The 18682-nt window shown below is 51.4% G+C and carries 14 protein-coding genes; 7 read left to right on the top strand and 7 right to left on the bottom strand.

Translation table 11 applies throughout. The features are described from left to right. The first annotated feature begins 441 nt into the window (after nt 1-441). Nucleotides 442-2748, top strand: a complete 2307-nt coding sequence (locus ACO0LK_RS26240; RefSeq protein ID WP_422980402.1) for a DUF4214 domain-containing protein — start codon at nt 442-444, stop codon at nt 2746-2748. 118 nt (nt 2749-2866) lie between these two features. Here the strand turns inward: ACO0LK_RS26240 and ACO0LK_RS26235 are convergent, their stop codons facing one another. Both ACO0LK_RS26235 and ACO0LK_RS26230 read right to left on the bottom strand, forming a co-directional pair. Then, a complete protein-coding gene (locus tag ACO0LK_RS26235) occupies nt 2867-3820 on the bottom strand; it encodes a TerC family protein (protein WP_422980400.1) in 954 nt (317 codons plus the stop codon). A 2-nt stretch (nt 3821-3822) separates the two neighbouring features. Continuing rightward, nucleotides 3823-4509 (bottom strand): Bax inhibitor-1/YccA family protein, encoded by a 687-nt coding sequence (locus ACO0LK_RS26230; RefSeq protein WP_422980398.1) that lies wholly within the window; start codon nt 4507-4509, stop codon nt 3823-3825. A gap of 163 nt (nt 4510-4672) precedes the next feature. On the opposite strand from ACO0LK_RS26230, the gene nhaR reads away from it, so the two are divergent. Beyond that, nucleotides 4673-5587 (top strand): transcriptional activator NhaR, encoded by a 915-nt coding sequence (gene nhaR, locus ACO0LK_RS26225; RefSeq protein ID WP_422980396.1) that lies wholly within the window; start codon nt 4673-4675, stop codon nt 5585-5587. Nucleotides 5588-5673: 86 nt separating this feature from the next. Here nhaR and ACO0LK_RS26220 read toward each other — a convergent pair whose 3' ends face one another. From ACO0LK_RS26220 to def, 4 genes are all read right to left on the bottom strand, one after another. Then, a complete protein-coding gene (locus ACO0LK_RS26220) occupies nt 5674-6237 on the bottom strand; it encodes a FlgO family outer membrane protein (protein WP_422980394.1) in 564 nt (187 codons plus the stop codon). Between the two features lie 2 nt (nt 6238-6239). Then, the gene (locus ACO0LK_RS26215; RefSeq protein ID WP_422980392.1) at nt 6240-6917 is read right to left on the bottom strand and encodes a hypothetical protein; all 678 of its coding nucleotides are present in this window, start codon (nt 6915-6917) and stop codon (nt 6240-6242) included. A 206-nt stretch (nt 6918-7123) separates the two neighbouring features. Continuing rightward, nucleotides 7124-8077 (bottom strand): methionyl-tRNA formyltransferase, encoded by a 954-nt coding sequence (gene fmt / locus ACO0LK_RS26210; RefSeq protein ID WP_422980390.1) that lies wholly within the window; start codon nt 8075-8077, stop codon nt 7124-7126. Further along, a complete protein-coding gene (gene def, locus ACO0LK_RS26205; RefSeq protein ID WP_422980388.1) occupies nt 8077-8601 on the bottom strand; it encodes a peptide deformylase in 525 nt (174 codons plus the stop codon). Before def ends, fmt begins: the two co-directional genes overlap by 1 nt. Nucleotides 8602-8761: 160 nt before the next feature. Here def and ACO0LK_RS26200 point away from each other — a divergent pair, with 160 nt between their 5' ends. The 5 genes from ACO0LK_RS26200 (at nt 8762) to ACO0LK_RS26180 (ending at nt 17293) form a co-directional block, all read left to right on the top strand. Continuing rightward, nucleotides 8762-9862 (top strand): LysM peptidoglycan-binding domain-containing protein, encoded by a 1101-nt coding sequence (locus tag ACO0LK_RS26200; protein WP_422980386.1) that lies wholly within the window; start codon nt 8762-8764, stop codon nt 9860-9862. A gap of 27 nt (nt 9863-9889) precedes the next feature. Beyond that, the gene (gene dprA, locus ACO0LK_RS26195; protein ID WP_422980384.1) at nt 9890-10978 is read left to right on the top strand and encodes a DNA-processing protein DprA; all 1089 of its coding nucleotides are present in this window, start codon (nt 9890-9892) and stop codon (nt 10976-10978) included. Nucleotides 10979-11184: 206 nt separating this feature from the next. Next, nucleotides 11185-11649, top strand: coding sequence for a DUF494 family protein (locus ACO0LK_RS26190; protein WP_422980382.1), 465 nt, complete (start codon nt 11185-11187; stop codon nt 11647-11649). A gap of 167 nt (nt 11650-11816) precedes the next feature. Next, nucleotides 11817-14396, top strand: a complete 2580-nt coding sequence (locus ACO0LK_RS26185) for a DNA topoisomerase III (protein ID WP_422980380.1) — start codon at nt 11817-11819, stop codon at nt 14394-14396. 116 nt (nt 14397-14512) lie between these two features. Next, nucleotides 14513-17293 carry a DUF1631 family protein gene (locus ACO0LK_RS26180; RefSeq protein ID WP_422980378.1) on the top strand — a complete coding sequence of 927 codons (2781 nt, stop codon included), beginning with the start codon at nt 14513-14515 and terminating at the stop codon, nt 17291-17293. Nucleotides 17294-17319: 26 nt separating this feature from the next. Here the strand turns inward: ACO0LK_RS26180 and ACO0LK_RS26175 are convergent, their stop codons facing one another. Then, nucleotides 17320-18240: a cation diffusion facilitator family transporter gene (locus ACO0LK_RS26175; protein ID WP_422980376.1), complete on the bottom strand. Its 921-nt coding sequence runs from the start codon at nt 18238-18240 to the stop codon at nt 17320-17322. Between the last annotated feature and the right edge of the window lie 442 nt (nt 18241-18682).

Raw genomic sequence — 18682 nt, 5'->3', positions numbered from 1 at the left:
CCCGCAATCTGAATCTCAAATCGGCGCAACAGAAGACAAATTATACGTCAAATCAAGGGCTTGCGTCGAGGGCACTGGCTTTGGGCAGCACACCGACAACACCGGATAAGGCAAATGGAAGTAGCTCTGGATACATAACTGAATATTTTTTGCCGTGCCCAGCGCGGGGTGAAATCATATGCGTCATTGTTGATATGGCAAATTTGTAATATTTTGTTACAATGACGGTCGAATAAAATCTGTTCGCATAGCGGATAGCTCGTTGAGCACGCTAGTTGACGCCGGTTGCAGGTATGGGCGCTTGCTATTTGTTTTGCCGGCCGCAAGCGCATTTCTTAGGCTCTTGGTGGCCGTGATGGCGTGCCTCCTACACGAATGCGTATTTTTATTGATTTGAAGTTATTTGGATATTGTCCTTTCCCCTTATAGAAAGCTTGTTTTATGGGTATTAACGCCAGCACCATACAAAAGTTGTATATCGCTTACTTCAACCGCCCTGCTGACGTGGCTGGTTTGCAATATTGGGAAGGGCAGCTTGATGCCAATAAAATTTCGCTGCCTAGTCTGGCGCAGTCTTTTAGTGAGCAGTCTGAGTACAAGCTGACGTATGGTGGCAAAACCACGGCGGACGTAGTAACCGCGTTGTATAAAAATCTGTTTGGGCGGACGGTGGATGCCGCTGGTTTGAAATACTGGACAACCCAGATTGATAGCGGCGCAGTGAACCTGGGCACCGCTGCATTGGCGATCGTCAACGGTGCGACACCACAAAGTCTGGATGGTGCGACCATAGACAGTAAGCTGACTTTTGCTATCAACTTCACGGCCAGTCTGACTACTACAGAAAAAGCAAGCCTGTATAGCTCTGCTTATGCCTTCGAAGTGATGCGTGGAATCTTGTCTGGTGTGACTGCAACAGACTTGCCTCCTACCCTGGTACCAAGTCTGCCGCTGAAAATCGCTGAGGCCACAAATGGCATTAGCAATGCCGAGAGAATTGCAGGGATGGATGTACTGGTTGACTTGAAAGGTGTGCAGGCAGGAGCTGGATACCTACTTGAGCTGATGAATGGCAACAGCTCATTTTATGCTCCGGTTACGCACATCCTGACTGCGGCGGAGGTGATTTCGCAAAAGGCTGTTATTCACATTCCGGCAGGCATCAACTGGGGCCCGGATGGCACGAAATTGTTGGGTGTCAAGGTGACCGATATTTTCGGTAATACAGGAAAGACCGGCGCGCTGACTACAGTTGTGCTCGATACGACACCGCCTGTGCTCCCAAGTAAGGCTACTTATGTAACGACCTTTTTCTTTCAGCCATCTACGAGCCTGGATTACGGGGTGGGTGAAATTCAATTCAAGATACTTCCGGGTGAAAATGCCGGAGGATCTGCAGTGCTGATGGAAAATGGTGTAGTGATAGGGAAGGTCAGCAACATTGCCGCCAATGCGGATATTCTTGATTTCATGATAGATCCAAAAATCATGAAGCAGGTGTACAGCGATGTCTACAACAATGCTTCAAATGGTCTGAGTCTTGTCCTGACAGATGCTGCAGGCAATGCTAGCACGACCATGTTAAAGGATTACAAGATCAAATATGCAGGCAAGGACAAGGATGGTACGCCAGCTACAAATATCAGTATTTCTACGGACAGCAAAAGCGGAACACTGCTGGTAAAGGCGACGATTAACAGCCTTGAATACTTTGGTAGTCAGGCATTTTTGAAAATCAATGGCCAGGTCATTGCATATGATCTCAAGATTTCCAGCGTTGATACATCAGTAGATTTTAATGTGACTGCTGTAAGCAGTGCTCAGATACAGAGTTTGATCAACAATGGTGGGGTTGTGTCAGTTGTCATGGTTGACATGAATGGAAATGCAATTGAAAGCGTGAATAATCCCACTCTGGCAAGCAATCAGTATGGTAGCAATGCTTATGTTGATTCCGCTATATTTAAACCTGTACTGCCAAATACAGGTGTTGTATACGATTCAATTGACCAGGGTCTACAGATCAGGGAGATCACATTTCCAATTGCGCCTGGCCTGCATACAGGCGGGACGGCGGCGATCTTGGAAGATGGAAAGGTCATTGCCAAAGTTTCAAACATATCGGCTACTTCCAATATGCTCGATTTTGTATTTGACACAACTATAGCCTCACAGGTCTATAGTGATTACTGGACAAAGCAAAACCTGAGTCTTGTGATGACAAATACAGCGGGATATTCATCCAGCATTTCCCTGAAAACCCCAGATATTTTCTTGACCTCAAAATACGTTAATGGTTCTCCAGCGACCAATATTGCACTGACACCTCTGGGTGGCAATGTAGTGGCAAACACGGTCAATAGCTCAAATACCAATTTATTGGTGACAGCAACTATTGCGCCTGGATTCCAGTATTTCAGTAGTACCGCGTATTTGAAAATTAATGGCAAGGTTATTGCTACTGATGATCTTATTGGCATTTCGGATACCAAGGTGGACTTTAACCTCGGCACAACTGACTCATTGCAGTTGCAAACACTATTGAAATCTGGCGGCGTTGTTTCTGTATTGCTTGTTGACAGGAATGGCAACTTTGTGGAGAGCGTGAATAACCCATATCTGACAACCAATTTTACGACATCCTCGATTGTTGACGATTCGCATACCCACTTGCTCAATGCTGACGGTGCTGCACCGCTGATCGTGATCGGGCAAGCACCTCAGGTGGTAAATGTGGGATTAGCTTAATCCATAAAAAAAAGCACATCACGGTCAAGCTGTGATGTGCCAAAGGGACTCATGTATTGGTTACTGCGCTAGCGCTTTAGCGCGTGGATTACTGCCTTAATTCTGTTTTAGTTCGCTTTTAATTGTGCTTCCTGCTGACAAACAGGCTGGCGATGATTGAAGTGCCAAGCAGGCCGGCGATCACCATCAGCGATATGCTGGTGGGCACATGCATCCATTTCACGATCAGCATCTTGATACCCACAAACATCAGCACAAATGCCAGGCCGAATTTCAGCAAATGGAAGCGGTCTGCCATATCTGCCAGCAAGAAGTACAGTGCACGCAGACCCATGATGGCGAAAATGTTGGATGTGAAGACAATGAAGGGATCTGTCGTCACTGCAAAAATCGCCGGGATGGAATCCACTGCAAAGATCACGTCAGAAATTTCTATCAGTATCAACACCAGGAACAGCGGCGTGAAAAAACGCTTGCCATCTACCTTGACGGTGAATTTTTCCCGGTGAAATTCTTTGGTGAACGGCAGTATCTTTTTCGCCAGGCGCAATACCGGATTGGCTTCCAGATCAGGCTCCTGTTCAGCCGCCACCAGCATGCGCATACCGGTCACCAGCAAGAAAATGCCGAACAGGTACAACACCCATGAGAACTGGGCAACCACCCAGCTACCTGCCAGTATCATGATGATGCGCATCACAATCGCGCCCAGTACGCCATACAGCAAAACCTTGCGCTGATATTGGGGCGGTACCGCAAAGTGACCAAAGATCAGCAGGAAGACAAACACATTGTCGACTGACAGCGATTTCTCTATGACGTAGCCGGCCAGGAATTCCATGGCCTTGGCCGTTGCAATTTCACGACCTACGGTGTCCGACAGATAAATCCACAAACCGAAATCGAATAACAGGGCCAGACTGACCCAGACGATGGACCATGCCGCCGCTTCCCGGATGCTGACTTTGTGGGCGCGCGAGCCACCAAGGGCCAGCACGTCGATTGCCAACATGAGTAAAACAAAGCCGATAAATACTGCCCACATCCAGGGCTGAGCGACGGTATGCAACATTATTATTCTTTCTCAATAACACCCAGCAAATGCAGCAGGCTGGTGAACAGGTTAAATATCGTGACGTACAGGCTGACGGTTGCCATGATGTAGTTGGTTTCACCGCCGTGGATGATATTGCTGGTTTCAAACAAAATCATGCCGGACATCAGCAACACCATGACTGCGGAAATCGTCAGTGACAGGGCCGGAATCTGGAAGAAAATCGCGCCCAGGCTAGCAACAAAAGCCACCAGCATACCCACCATCAAAAAGCCGGCCATGAAGCTGAAGTCACGCTTGCTGATCAATACATAGGCAGACAGACCCATGAAGATCAGACCTGTCATGGCCATGGCTGTCATGACGATGCTGGTACCGCCGGGCATGCCCAGATAACGGGTCAGAATAGGCCCCAGGGTATACCCCATGAAACCGGTCAGTGCAAAGACTGAAGCAATGCCCCAGGCGCTATTTTGTAATTTGGTGGTGGCGAACAAGAGGCCAAAGTAGCCAACCAGGGTCAGCAAGATGCCTGGGCCCGGAATGGCGAAGGTAACGGTGGCTGCGGCAGTCAATGCTGAAAACAGCAAAGTCATCGACAGCAACATATAGGTATTACGCAAGACCTTGTGGCCAGCACTGATGCTGCCATCCACATAGGACACTGTTTGCGCTTCACCGTGGGTGGAACGACTGACAATTTTCATGCTTCTCTCCTGAAATGTTGAGGTAATTCATCAACAGTGAATGACCTCACCTTCTCAACAGAAGGTAATGAAAGTGTAGACCGTGCTAACAAACAATAAAAGTCGAATATAATTGAATTTTACTTCGTTAAAACAGATGTATTGACAGCCTGTACATTTTTATATGCCCGCACTCAATTACAAACACTTGCATTACTTCTGGATGGTTGCCAAGGCTGGCAGTATTGCCCGCGCCAGTGAGCAATTACACCTGACGCCACAAACCATCAGTGCGCAGTTAAGTCTGTTTGAAGAAATTCAGGGGGAGGCCCTGTTTCGCAAGAGCGGACGCAATCTGGAACTGACCGAGGCCGGTCGCCTGGTACTGAGTTACGCAGAAGATATCTTTGCTTTGGGACAAGAGCTGGAAGAAGTCTTGCACCACAGACCAACAGAAAGAACGGTGCAGCTAAGGGTGGGGGTATCGGATGCGCTGCCCAAGGCACTGGCTTATCGCTTGCTGGAACCGGCCTTGAAATTACCCCAGACTTTGCGTATTAATTGCCGTGAAGGCAAGATGGAAGTCCTGCTGGGTGATCTGGCGACCCATAAACTGGATGTGGTCATGTCTGACAGCCCCATGCCGACCACGGTGAATGTACGCGGATATAGCCATTTGCTGGGTGAATGTGGCATCAGTTTTTTTGGTACGTCTGCCTTACTTCAGCAATATCCGCGCAATTTTCCGCACAGCCTGGAAGCTGCGCCATTTTTGTTGCCAGGGGAAGATGCGGCCCTGCGGGCCAAGTTGCTGCACTGGTTTGATCAGCAGGACTTGCATCCACGCATCGCTGGCGAGTTTGATGACAGTGCGCTCATGAGTGCTTTTGGCCAGGCGGGTGCCGGCTTTTTTGCCGCCCCCACTGTGATTGCTGACATGCTGATACGCCAGTATGACGTGCAGTTGCTGGGGCAGACCGATGATATTCGTGAACAGTTCTATGCCATTTCAGTACAGCGCAAACTGACCCACCCGGCGGTACTGGCAATCAGCCGGGCGGCACGTAGTGATTTGTTTGGGAGCGATACCGAGACTTAGCTTGCGGGTCAGTGTTTCTGAGTCATGGAATACAAAAAGGCGACAGTGCTGACACTGTCGCCTTTTTATTGACAAGCTATTTGGGATTAACGACGACCCAGCAAAGCCTTGACTGTCTTGTCCATAGGGACGGCGTAATCAAAGGTGCTGATGACCACGTTGTCTACCGGGCGTATCAGCTTCAGGTTAACAAACACCAGTTTGTCGCTTTCCGCATAGGTACCAACGATGACAGCCTGGGCACTATGGTTTTGGGCGACATCCTTGATTTCCCGGGTCAGCAGGAATTCACCAACGTTTTGGCGGATGAAAACCTTCTCACGGAATTTCATCTCTATCATCTTGTAGCCGCTACGGGTAAATTGCCCCGATACCTGCTCGGCGATGATACGGCCAAATGTGGAAGAATCTTCCAGTGAATTGATATTGGCCAGGGTGGCGACGATCAAAGGACGGGAAGGATCAATTTGCTGGCCAGCCGCCGCGATCAATGCCGATGCTGCACGTTGATTGGCGGGAATAAATTCATTGGCTTCGGCATCTTTCCAGGTGGGCACAGGTGCAGCCGTGACCGGCGCATTGTTGAAACCCAGGCTGGAACAGGCGCTCAGCGCCACGACAGATGCGATTGCGAGAGCTGCTCTTTTCATCATTATTGGCCCCCAACGACACGGAAATTGAAGTCGGTTTCTTTGTTATACAGTGTCCAGTCGTAATCGCTGACATAGTAGGCATCAGTACGACGCGCTACAAACTGCAGATTCTTGACCAGCGAAGTGGTGACGATCAGTTCATAAGTTGGCGTAGGACCTTTCGCATATTCCTGGTTAACCCAGTGGGTCCAGTCATACGCAGCAGCCAGGCCCAGGCCACCCAGTACGTAATCGGTTTTTACCGGAATACCCAAGCCATGAACGGCAGCAATGCCTGCACCAATCGCAGTGACACTGACAAAGCGCGTGTTTTGATGACGATTGGGAGAGAAACGAACCAGTTCGGTTTCGATATCGATGACCTGTGCCGTACCGTCATTTACTTTTCTGACGACCACACCCTGATTCACCAGCGAAGTGATGATCTGATTGTAGAAGGCCAGTGTGAATTTGCTGTTCTGTTGTGGTGGAGTAACATAGACCGGCGCGCCTATCTTGTCAGTACCAAGCTTGATTTGATCGGCGACATCTTTTGCAATCAGGAGCCAATGCGACGCAGCCTGCAATTTATTTTGCGTGGTCGTCGGGAAATTGCCCGCCAGCGGAGTTTCACTGTATGGAGTTGTACAACCTGCCAACAGTCCAGCTGCCAGGGCAATGGGAAGAAGTTTCTTCATGAGCTCACCTTTTTTAGGTCTTTGTCAGAGTTTTTGTTATCGAAAACAATAATGGCAATAATTCAGTGTAAGAGAATACAACAAGTAGCGGCAGGCAACAAAGATTTTGCTTGCAACCAGGCATTAATTGGACTATTCCCCGCTATATAACGCATATCAGGGCCCTAAACGGGCCAAGATGTAGCTTTTTTGCTTCATTTCTTGATTCAATCGAAACAATTGCCAACGATAAAATCAAAGCCTTTCAGGAATTCGCTCACCAAAAGACGCTTGCCCCCGGGTTTTTGCAATTCGATTAATTCTAACGCACCTTGCCCGCAAGCAACCAGAATTCCTGTCGGGCTGGTGGCCAGTATCTGCCCTGGAGCCGCCGGTGTGGACGTTTGTATGGCCCGGGCACCCCAGATTTTGAGGGTGGCACCTGCATAGTCCGCATGCGCGCCGGGGAAGGGGTTGAATGCCCGGATCTTGCGTTCCAGCACATCAGCGGGCAGCTTGAAGTCCAGTGCGGCTTCGGCCTTGCTGATCTTGGCGGCATAACAGACGCCATCTTCCGGTTGTACTGTGGCATGCAAGGTATCTTGCTGCAAACGTCTGAGGGCATCGACTATCATCGCTCCCCCCAGGTCTGCCAGTTTGTCATGCAGGCCACCTGTAGTATCGTCAGTAGCAATCGGTATTGATTTCATCAACAGCATGGGGCCTGTGTCCAGGCCTTCTTCCATCTGCATGATGGTGATACCGGTTTCGCTATCGCCTGCTTCTATGGCACGGTGTATGGGCGCCGCACCACGCCAGCGTGGCAGCAAAGAACCATGAATGTTCAGACAACCCAGGCGGGGAATGCGCAGTACCGATAACGGCAGTATCAGGCCATAGGCTGCCACTACCATGACATCATGTGGTGTGGAAAGCAGCAGGTCGTGTATCTCTTTTGCAACATCCGGGTATTTGCCATCAAGTCGCAGGGAAACCGGCTGTGCCACCGGTATGCCATGTTGTTGCGCAAATTGCTTGACGGCCGAGGCATGCAATTGCATGCCGCGCCCGGCGGGACGGTCAGGCTGGGTTAATACCAGTGGTATGTCGAAGCCGGCTGCGTGCAGAGCCTGTAGTGCTGTTGCCGCAAATTCGGGCGTGCCCGCAAAAATGACACGCATCAGCGTTCAGCCCGCTTGCGCTGTTCTTCGCGTTCTTCCTTCAGCATCTTGGTTTTGATGCGATTGCGCTTCAGCGGCGACAGGTATTCGACAAATACCTTGCCTTTCAGGTGATCCATTTCATGTTGTATACATACAGCCAGCAATTCCGTGGCATGGACTTCGAATGCCTTACCTTCGGCATCAAAGGCACGTACCTTGACCTCTGCCGGACGTTCTACGCCATCATAAATACCGGGGACGGACAGGCAGCCCTCGTCGTAAATCTTTCTTTCTTCACTGGCCCACAGAATTTCAGGGTTGATGAATACCTGTAGCTGGTCATTGGTCTCCGACACGTCGATGACCACGATCTGTTCATGCACATCGACCTGCGAAGCAGCCAGCCCTACGCCGGGGGCGTCGTACATGGTTGCTGCCATATCGGCAACCAAAGTCTTCAGGCGTTCATCAAATTGTGTTACCGGTTTTGCCACTTTATGGAGGCGCGCATCGGGGTAGCGCAGTATATTTAGTATCGTCATAAGACATTTCACAACAAGCCATGGGACTTATTGCGCAGTTTTTCTTGCTAGTTCAAGGATTTATGGGCAGAATTTGATTCAATTTGGCAAGTTTTGCAAGTTTGCGCCTGCCTGCGCGCATTGCTTGCGGTATTGCGGTATTTTGCATCGGACATTATTCATGAAAAAGTTTAGCACAATCGCTTCCATCCTCGCTGTCAGTTTGCCTTTGATGTCAGCTGAAGTCTTTGCCGCAGGGGCACAGGCGACTACTGCTCAGGCGCAAGCCATCGCCAGTAAAAGCAAGTGCGAATTTCTGCCGGACGCACCGGACAAGCATGTGGTTGTGCGTGGAGATACCCTGTGGGGCATTTCCAGTATTTTCCTGAAAAACCCATGGTGCTGGCCTGTAGTCTGGGGCATGAATCAGGAAGAAATTCGTAATCCGCACTGGATTTATCCTGGGCAGATTGTCTACTTTGATCGTGCCAATGGTCGTTTGCGTCTGGGCAACCCTGGTGGCATACAGACCGAAAAATGGACGCCGCGTTCCCGTAACCAGGGCCTCGGTGACAACGCCATCCCGGCCATCCCGGCATCAGTGATAGAGCCTTTCCTGTCGCAGCCGCTGATCGTGGAAAAGAATGAGCTTGCTTCTGCACCCCGCATTATAGGCACCAAAGAGGGCCGCGTGAATTTGGGTCAGGGTGAAAAAGCCTATGTCCGTGGCGATCTTGACGGCGGTACTTCATTCCAGGTGTTCCGCCCGGGCGTGCCCCTGCTTGATCCGGAAACCAAGGCCATCATCGGCTACGAAGCCGTGTATCTGGGTACAGTCAAGCTGGACAAGGAAGCCGATGACGAGGTCAGTGACGTGCATACCTTCCTGGTCGTCAATTCTAAAGAAGAGATGGCAGTCGGTGACCGTCTCATGCCGATTCCACCGTCACCTATCCTGAATTACGTACCCCATGCACCGAAAGATGAAGTCGATGCCAGAGTGGTTGCCGTATATGGCGGTGTTGGTGTGGCTGGGCAGAATCAGATTATTTCCATCAATCGTGGTAAGGATGATGGCCTCAACATTGGTACTGTATTAACATTGTTTAACTACGGACCAGTCATTGTGGACAAGACAGATAACAACAAACGCGTCAAGTTGCCTGATGAGAAGATTGGTCATTTGTTTATTTTCCGCGTGTTTGACAATATTTCTTATGGCTTGATCATGCAGGTTACCGATGTGGTCAAAATTGGTGATGCTGCCCGTTCACCCAAGTAACGCTCACCTACATAGTTATCGCGATTTGTGAGTCTGAATCTGGATTTGAGGGATTGGTTAAGGCTGGTGCAGACCCCCGGTGTGGGGAATGAAACCGCACGCAAATTACTTGCCAGATTCGGTCTGCCACATCAGGTATTTGCAGCCAGTCATGCGGCCCTGACAGAAGTCGTGACCGACAGGATCGCCAGCGCCGTGCTGGCACCTGCCTCCAGCGAGCTCTTGTTACAAATAGACAAAACCCTGGCCTGGTGTGAGCAGGCAGGCAATCTGATACTGACATTGGCAGATACCGCTTATCCGCCAGCCCTGCTTGAGATCCCCGATCCACCGGTACTGATTTACCTCAAGGGCCGCACCGACCTGTTGACGGCCAGCACGATTGCCGTCGTTGGCAGCCGGAACGCGACTACTCAGGGCATCAAGAATGCCGAACAATTTTCCGAAGCCCTCAGCAGTTTTGGTCTGACCATCAGTTCTGGCCTGGCGGCAGGCATTGATGCTGCTGCCCATCAGGGGGCTTTGCGTGGCATGGGCTCTACGATTGCCGTCATCGGTACCGGGGCCGATATTGTTTATCCCGCACGCAATCGCAGTCTGGCCCATCTGATTGCCGAAGGTGGCTGCATTATCAGTGAGTACCCACTAGGCATGCCAGCCATTGCGGCCAATTTTCCACGCCGTAACCGGATTATTTCCGGATTGGCGAAAGGGGTGCTGGTAGTGGAAGCTGCGGCACAATCGGGCTCACTCATTACGGCGCGCATGGCGGCGGAACAGGGGCGGGAAGTATTTGCCATTCCCGGCTCCATACATTCACCCTTGTCCCGGGGCTGCCATCAATTAATCAGGCAGGGTGCCAAGCTGGTCGAGTCGGCACAAGACATCCTCGAAGAATTGCAACTTCAATTGCCTATGCCATTCGATGCCCCAGCTGCGCCGGAAACGGAGCCAACAGGCATCTTGCAGGCGATAGGCTATGACCCTGTGCATATCGATATGCTGGCACAGCGCCTGGGCCAGGATGTCGCCAGCCTGCATGCAGAATTTTTGAATCTCGAGCTGATGGGCCAACTGGAATCCCTGCCGGGCGGGTATTTCCGTCGCCTGGGCTGACACGCCCGTTTTGCCAGCCGGCAGCAGCATTTCTCCGCTTCGTATATATTAGAACGCAGTTCGCAAACAGGAACGAGTTCTGCTGGGCTTATCGCCCCATGTCACCAATAAGGTGTTAATCCGGCAAATAATTCAGTAAGCAGACAGATAACAAGTCTCTTTCATGGGGGCTTGTCTGAAATCGCAGCAAAGGCTACAGTAGTACTATGTTTGATATTCTTGTTTACCTCTACGAAACTTATTACCGTCCGGATGCCTGTCCTGACGCGGCTGCCCTGACAAAAAAATTATCGGCGGTCGGCTTTCCTGAGGATGAAATTTCCGAGGCATTGAGCTGGCTGACTGGTCTGGCCTTGACTTCAACAGAGCCTGGCACCACACCGGCCATGTCCACTGGTTTTCGTGTGTATGCGCAGCAAGAGATTGCCGCACTGGGTACGCCGGCAATAGGTTTTATCCAGTTTCTTGAGTCTGCGGGTTTGCTGAATGCACTCCAGCGGGAAATCGTGGTCGAAAGAGCATTGGTGGTGAACGAGTCACCCATGCCTCTGGATAAACTGCGTATCATTGTGCTAATGATGTTGTGGAGCCAGGGTGCGGAACCAGACATGCTCATGTTTGACGAGTTATTGTTGTCAGATGACGACAGCATCGTAAGGCTTTTGCACTAATCATTTCCTAAATGGAAGATTTATGGCAAAAATCCGCTGAAGATTGCGATTTTTCGCCTATCACGTTTATCATTCCCCGCTAATTTAGGTTAGTCTTACGCTTATTTTGCGAAATGTTGCCTATTAGACATTGGCAGCAACGCTTTACACTATTCGAGAATCCCGAAATGACAAAAACGCTCATCATTGCCGAAAAACCCTCAGTCGCTAATGACATAGCGAAAGCGCTGGGTGGCTTCACCAAGCATGATGATTATTTTGAATCGGATAACTACGTATTGTCTTCCGCCGTAGGTCATTTGCTGGAAATCACGGTTCCTGAAGAATACGATGTCAAGCGCGGTAAATGGAGTTTTGCCCACTTGCCCATGATTCCGCCACATTTTGCCCTGAACCCTATCGCCAAGACCGAATCACGACTCAAGGTCTTGAACAAACTGATCAAGCGCAAGGATGTCACCGGTCTCATTAACGCATGTGACGCGGGCCGCGAAGGGGAGTTGATTTTCCGCCTGATAGCGCAAAATGCGAAAGCCAAGCAGCCGGTTAGCCGCCTGTGGTTGCAATCCATGACCACCGGTGCGATACGCGATGGTTTCCAGAAGTTGCGTAGCGATGCAGAGATGTTGCCTCTGGCCGATGCTGCGCGTTGCCGCTCGGAAGCTGACTGGCTGATTGGTATCAATGGCACCCGTGCGATGACTGCCTTCAATTCAAAAGAAGGTGGTTTTTACCTGACCACCGTGGGCCGGGTACAGACACCTACCCTGTCCATCGTGGTTGAACGTGAAGAAAAGATCAAGAAATTCGTCTCCCGTGATTACTGGGAAGTGAAGGCAGAATTTGTCTGTGCTGCCGGTATTTATGAAGGCCGCTGGCAAGATCACCAGTTCAAGAAAGATGAACACGACCCAGAGAAGCGGGCAGAGCGTCTGTGGAGCAAGGCAGCTGCCGAATCCATCGTGGCCGCTTGCCGTAATCGCCAGGGCAGTGTCACCGAAGAATCCAAACCGGCCACGCAAATCGCGCCGCCACTGTTTGACTTGACCAGTTTGCAGCGTGAAGCGAATGCCCGTTTTGGTTTTTCAGCCAAGAATACCCTGGGCTTGGCCCAGGCCCTGTATGAAAAACACAAGGTGTTGACGTACCCGCGTACTGATTCCCGTCATTTGCCGGAAGATTATCTGCCGACAGTGAAAGAAACCCTGGGTACAATAGCCGATACCAATAATTACCATCAATTTGCTTCGCAAATCCTGAAGAATAATTGGGTCAAACCGAACAAGCGTATTTTTGACAACACCAAGATCAGTGATCACTTTGCGATCATCCCGACTGGTCTGGCACCAAAGAATCTGTCCGAGCCTGAGCAAAAGCTGTATGACCTGGTGACACGCCGCTTCCTGGCAGTGTTCTTCCCGTCAGCAGAATTCCAGGTGACTACCCGCATTACCGAAGTATCCGGCCATCAGTTCAAGACGGAAGGCAAGGTCATGACCAGCGCGGGCTGGCTGGCGATTTATGGCAAGGATGCGCTGGAAGAAAAAGACGGCGAAAGCAAAGGCACGCTGGTTGCTGTTGCCAAAGGTGAAAAAGTCCTGACTGACCAGATCACCGCGAATGGCCTGGTGACCAAACCACCTGCACGCTATAGCGAGGCAACCTTGTTGTCCGCCATGGAAGGTGCCGGCAAGCTGGTCGATGATGGTGACCTGCGTGAAGCAATGGCTGGCAAGGGCCTGGGTACACCAGCCACTCGTGCCGCCATCATCGAGGGTTTGCTGAACGAGAAGTATCTGCTGCGCGAAGGCCGCGAAATGATGCCTACCGCCAAAGCCTTCCAGTTGATGACCTTGTTGCGCGGTTTGGGCGTAGATGAATTGACATCACCCGAACTGACGGGTGAGTGGGAATATAAATTGTCGCAAATGGAAAAAGGCAAAATCAGTCGCGAGGAATTCATGCGCGAAATTGCCCAGATGACCCAGATCATCGTCAAGCGCGCCAAAGAATACGACAACGACACCATCCCTGGTGATTATGCAACCTTGCATACCCCTTGCCCGCATTGCGGTGGCGTGGTCAAAGAGAATTACCGTCGCTTCGCCTGTACCAAGTGCGAATTCTCCATGAGCAAGACCCCCGGTAGCCGTCAGTTTGAAGTGGCCGAGGTGGAAGAATTGCTGGCCAAGCGTGAAATTGGTCCACTGCAAGGTTTCCGTTCCAAAATGGGGCGGCCATTTGCTGCTATATTGAAAATAGTTGCCGATGCCGATCACAATAACCTCAAACTGGAATTTGACTTTGGTCAAAATCAGGACGACGGTGAGGATGGGGAAGGCGTCGATTTTTCTGAACAAACTTCACTTGGCCCTTGTCCAAAGTGCGGTAGTGGCGTGTATGAAATGGGTCTGGCCTACGTTTGCGAGAAGACCGTTGCCAAGCCAAAGGCTTGTGATTTCCGTAGTGGGCGAATTATCCTGCAACAAGAAATTTTGCCTGAACAAATGGGCAAGCTGCTCAATGATGGCAAAACCGACTTGTTGCCGGGCTTTATTTCCCAGCGCACGCGTCGGCCATTCAAGGCCTTCCTGGTACGTGGTAAGGATGGCAAGGTCAGCTTTGAGTTTGAAGAACGTAAAGCAAAAGCCCCCGCTGCTGCCAAGACCAAAGCCAAAGCAGAACCTGAGGCAGAAGCAGCCGTACCGGTGAAAAAACCGGCCGCCCGGAAGAAAAAAGCAGCCTGATGGCACGACTGCGCCACTGTGAGTCATGCCTGCCTTAACGGCAGGGATGCAGGGCGCTGGTAGTTAAGCTCAGTCTCGCGTATTGTTTACAGTGTTCTTCATGTCATAGGATGCACATGGTCGCAAACGAGTCCTTGTCCAGCACTCGCGCTGAATTTACTCATGCATTTCAACTTGCAGTAGACGGTGTGATGCCCGCTGCTGCAGAGACCCTGTTGTCAAAAGCATCTGCCAGTGGCATTTCAACATCAGAACAACGGCGCATGGTCAGTGCGCGTGGCACTTTGCAAGACAGACGCGATGAAATCGCCAAAGCCTTGCAGATCAATATGGAACAGTTGCTGGATCGTAGCCTCAGTACGGCCTACAGTACCTTCCGCCCTGCGTCTGCGCTTGAACAGAATAAAGAGCTGGCCCTGCTGGACTCGTCCACCTTTGAAACTACCTTGCGTTTCAATGAAATGACGCAAAACTTTCGCAACAGGTCGGAACAACTGATCATCGATCTGAATATACGCATCGCCGTGCTGTTTGGGCAGGACGATATACGTGAACGTGAAAATCCTTTTCGCCCCTACCTGGTATCACGCTGCATTTTTTTGGCCATAGAAGGCCTGAAGCTGTTGCCGGAAACCGAGGCGATACTCATAGAACAATTGGGTGAAAGCCTGTCCACCGCGATGTCAGCCGTGTATCAGGCGGCCAATAATGCGCTCGAAAAACAGGGTATCAGCGCCCACCTCTCACTGAAAATCACCAAGGCACCAGAAAAGCCACAGGCGCGCGGGGCTGCCCCTGGTTTTCCTCCTGGCGCTGGCCAGGCAGCGCCGGGGCAGGGTTATTCTTCGATGCAGACAGGTATTTTCCCTGGCGTGCATTCGGCAGCGCAGGTCGGAGTATCGACGGTAGGTGGATTTGGTGCTTTCGGTGCACCCGGTGCTTCCGGTCAGCCACAGGTGATGCAAAATCCTGGTGTGCGGCTGGAACAGCTGTTTCAGTCTGTGCGTGGCAAATCCGCTCCCGCCATGGCGCAGGGCCAGGCCGCCGCATTGGCGCCGGTTCCAGCGCAGGGTGGGCAGATGCCTATGACGTATAGTGCAAGCCTGCCGCCGATTTCCATGCCACCAGCGGCGCCTGTCAGTCCGGCACCTGCCTGGTTACAGGGGGCAACCGCTCTGGGTGGGGCCTTGCGCCGTGCTTTTGGTGAGGCTTCTGCCGCGACTGCGCCAGTGCCGAGCCATACCGATTCCGATGCCCTGCCTTACCATGCACCCGCAACCGCTGCCACTGGCGGTGTGTCGACCCCGACCAATCTGTTTCAATCTGCCCAGCCAGGCAATGCCGGTTTCGGCGACCGCGAAATGGTACAGGTGCCAGCTGCCTTGCTGGCAGCACATCTGCAAAACATAGAAAGCCAGCTCAGGCAGAAAATTGAACCCAGTGCGGCACCAGGCGCATCAATTGCCCTCGGCAAGGTGCTTGGACAAATGCATAAAGTCATGGCGCCGGAAAGCGCCGCTATGGCAGATGAGCATGGAGATATACGCAATTTGCTGCGCGAGCAGAAAGATGCCCTGTACAGTCTGGCACAGGACAGCGATGAGCAGATGACAGTCGATATCATCTCCATGCTGTTTGAGTTCATGCTGTCTGATGAACTGGTGCCGCTTTCCATGCGGGTGGAGCTGGGACGCCTGCAATTCATGATCTTGCAACTGGCGCTGAAGGACAAAGACTTCCTCACCAACGAAAAACATCCGGCGCGCCTGCTGTTCAACCGTATCTGCTCGGTCGCCTTCTGTGCTGAGCAGATTGATGATGTTGAACCTATCACAGAAGAAATTTCCCGCATCATCAAGACCCTGTTGCGGCATGATTCGGAAGTGCCCGAACTGTTTTCGCGTATACAAAACCGTTTTGAAACCTTCGTCACCAGAGAGTTGCGGACCAATCAGTCACCCATCCGGCGTACCGTCAAAGCCATAGGCGAAGCAGAAATCCGTTTCATGCGTTTTGCCTGCATTGCTGCCGTCATGAGCAAGGCCCTGTCGAAGCTGACGGTGGAAGCATCCTTTCGCAGTTTTCTGCGTATCAACTGGGTCGCCGCCATAGAAATTGCCGAGCGCACCGATTCCATACAGGCACGGCGTTATCGTTTGCTGGTGCCAGATTTGTTGTGGAGCGTTTATCCCAAGACAGATGCCGATGACCGTAATCTCCTGTCTTCCATGCTGCCGGTGATGCTCAGTACCCTGCGCCATGGCTTGGAATTGATAGGCTGGGAAAAAACCAAACAACAAAAACTCATGAACTGGCTGGCAGAGGCGCATTCGAATGCCTTGCGCGGCATGACGGAAGGCAGGGCGCCGCAGCCGGTCAGCCTGCCGCAAATGCATGAACGCTTTGAACAGTTCACCAACCAGGCTGACACCATAGAGCATTCAGAAATCCAGGAACATGATTTTGCGCGTGAGCAATTCCTGGTTGAAGTGCTGGCAGAACTGAGCTTGCCAGCAAAAATACTCGACAAGGAATTGAAAAAACAAAGCGCGGCGACAGAAGGCTTCATCGCTATGGAAGTCAGCCCGGAAAAATCTGATAAATCTGATAAAGCGCAGCAGGAACAATATCAGGACCGCATCGTCAGTGCCGCCATGCTGGAATTCAAAACCCCGCAGTACAAGGGGCGCGCCTGCATACGCTGGGTCAATCCGAATGGCAACAATGTGGTGCTGAGCATGAGCGGGGAAGAATTTCCTGGCGTACTCAGCATGCCTATCCTGTGCGAATTGCTGGATCAGGGAAAAATACGCTTTGTCGAAACCGAAGCCATGTTCGAGCGCGCCATTCATTCCCTGATCAGGTCCGCTGATGCCATGGACAATGAAGTGAGCTGATCAGGGAATCATTGATTCCCCCTGCCCTAGTCCGTCGTATTGTCCACATCCGGTTCAAAGAAACACCATTTGGCCTGCGGCCATTCGGCCTGTATGCTTTCCTCTACTTCGTTGATGGCAGCAATCAACGCCTGATCCGATCCCTGACGCTGCATCTTTGCCTGCACCGCAATCATCAATTGTTCACCCCATTGCAGGGTAATCAGGTTGATGACGTGATCGACATGCGGATGAGATTCGATATGCTTGCGGATCGCTTCATTGACCTCGGGCGCAGCAGATTCGCCGGTAATCATCGCCTTGACTTCCCTGATGACAAAGAATGCCACCACCATCAAGAGTATGCCCACAACGATGGAACCTATCGCATCCCAGACCGGGTTGCCAGTCACCACAGACAACACGACCGCAACAAAGGCTACTGCCAGGCCAGCCAGGGCAGCAATATCTTCACCGGCCACCACCATCAATTCAGACTGTCGGGTTTCGCGGAACCAGCGAAAGAAAGACTTGCCACCGGCTATCTTGCGTATTTCCAGCATCGCCCCATACAGTGAAAAGGCTTCCAGGGCGACAGAAATACCCAGCACCACCAGCGCCACCATCGGGTTCTTCAGTGGCTCCGGATGTTTCAGGCGTTCCACGCCTTCCAGGACAGAAAACGCACCGCCCAAAAAGAACAACAGCAAAGCCACCATCATGGCCCAGAAATAAACGACACGCCCATACCCCATGGGGTGAGAAGCATCCGGTGCCCGCTTGGCTTCCTTCAAACCCACCAGCAAGAACACCTGGTTGATACAGTCCGCAGTGGAATGAATCGCCTCCGCCAGCATGGCTCCCGATGCCGTAAAAAACGCTGCACCAAATTTAGCCAGAGCAATACCGCCATTGGCACCCAGCGCATAAAAAATCGCTTTGGTAGAACCTTCTGAATTCGCAGACATGAGAATATTTAAAAGTGAGAAAAACCTAACCTTACTTGATTTCTCTGTAAATAATCAATTAGCTAATCTTGATGCCCGGTTTTGTGGGCGCAGCAGACCTGCAGTAATTACATACATAGAGACATCACTCGCTCTGCCAGGCAAAACGCAATCAATAAAGACAGCCTCCCAATCGTCGCTCCTGCGCAGGCAGGAGCCCAGAGTTGCCTGTTGATGAGCGGCGAGGCAAGCTACCCAGTCATACGCCAAACACCAAGAATAGTAGGGTGCGCCACGCGCACCATTGCATCTAGATATAGAAATGGTCAACCAAAGAGCCGGTGCGCGGAGCGCACCCTACAAAACCAGCAGCACCCAGGAACCTGCTAAATAATTTACGGCAAAGGCTTGCAAAGAGGGCGGGTAGTTTGCTATAGTTCGCCTCCCGCTGAAGAGCGGGGAG

The organism is Undibacterium sp. Ji49W (genome assembly GCF_049340205.1).
Taxonomy (GTDB): domain Bacteria; phylum Pseudomonadota; class Gammaproteobacteria; order Burkholderiales; family Burkholderiaceae_D; genus Undibacterium.
Note: the sequence above shows the minus strand (reverse complement) of the source record. Positions and strands in the feature narration are given on the sequence as shown.

Excerpts from the sequence above, each read along its gene's own strand:
- def (WP_422980388.1), bottom strand. The coding sequence starts at position 8,601 with ATGACGATACTAAATATACTGCGCTACCCCGATGCGCGCCTCCATAAA.
- nhaR (WP_422980396.1), top strand. The coding sequence starts at position 4,673 with ATGCCCGCACTCAATTACAAACACTTGCATTACTTCTGGATGGTTGCC.
- ACO0LK_RS26190 (WP_422980382.1), top strand. The coding sequence starts at position 11,185 with ATGTTTGATATTCTTGTTTACCTCTACGAAACTTATTACCGTCCGGAT.
- ACO0LK_RS26240 (WP_422980402.1), top strand. The coding sequence starts at position 442 with ATGGGTATTAACGCCAGCACCATACAAAAGTTGTATATCGCTTACTTC.
- ACO0LK_RS26200 (WP_422980386.1), top strand. The coding sequence starts at position 8,762 with ATGAAAAAGTTTAGCACAATCGCTTCCATCCTCGCTGTCAGTTTGCCT.
- ACO0LK_RS26175 (WP_422980376.1), bottom strand. The coding sequence starts at position 18,240 with ATGTCTGCGAATTCAGAAGGTTCTACCAAAGCGATTTTTTATGCGCTG.
- ACO0LK_RS26220 (WP_422980394.1), bottom strand. The coding sequence starts at position 6,237 with ATGAAAAGAGCAGCTCTCGCAATCGCATCTGTCGTGGCGCTGAGCGCC.
- fmt (WP_422980390.1), bottom strand. The coding sequence starts at position 8,077 with ATGCGTGTCATTTTTGCGGGCACGCCCGAATTTGCGGCAACAGCACTA.
- ACO0LK_RS26185 (WP_422980380.1), top strand. The coding sequence starts at position 11,817 with ATGACAAAAACGCTCATCATTGCCGAAAAACCCTCAGTCGCTAATGAC.
- ACO0LK_RS26215 (WP_422980392.1), bottom strand. The coding sequence starts at position 6,917 with ATGAAGAAACTTCTTCCCATTGCCCTGGCAGCTGGACTGTTGGCAGGT.
- ACO0LK_RS26180 (WP_422980378.1), top strand. The coding sequence starts at position 14,513 with ATGGTCGCAAACGAGTCCTTGTCCAGCACTCGCGCTGAATTTACTCAT.
- ACO0LK_RS26235 (WP_422980400.1), bottom strand. The coding sequence starts at position 3,820 with ATGTTGCATACCGTCGCTCAGCCCTGGATGTGGGCAGTATTTATCGGC.
- ACO0LK_RS26230 (WP_422980398.1), bottom strand. The coding sequence starts at position 4,509 with ATGAAAATTGTCAGTCGTTCCACCCACGGTGAAGCGCAAACAGTGTCC.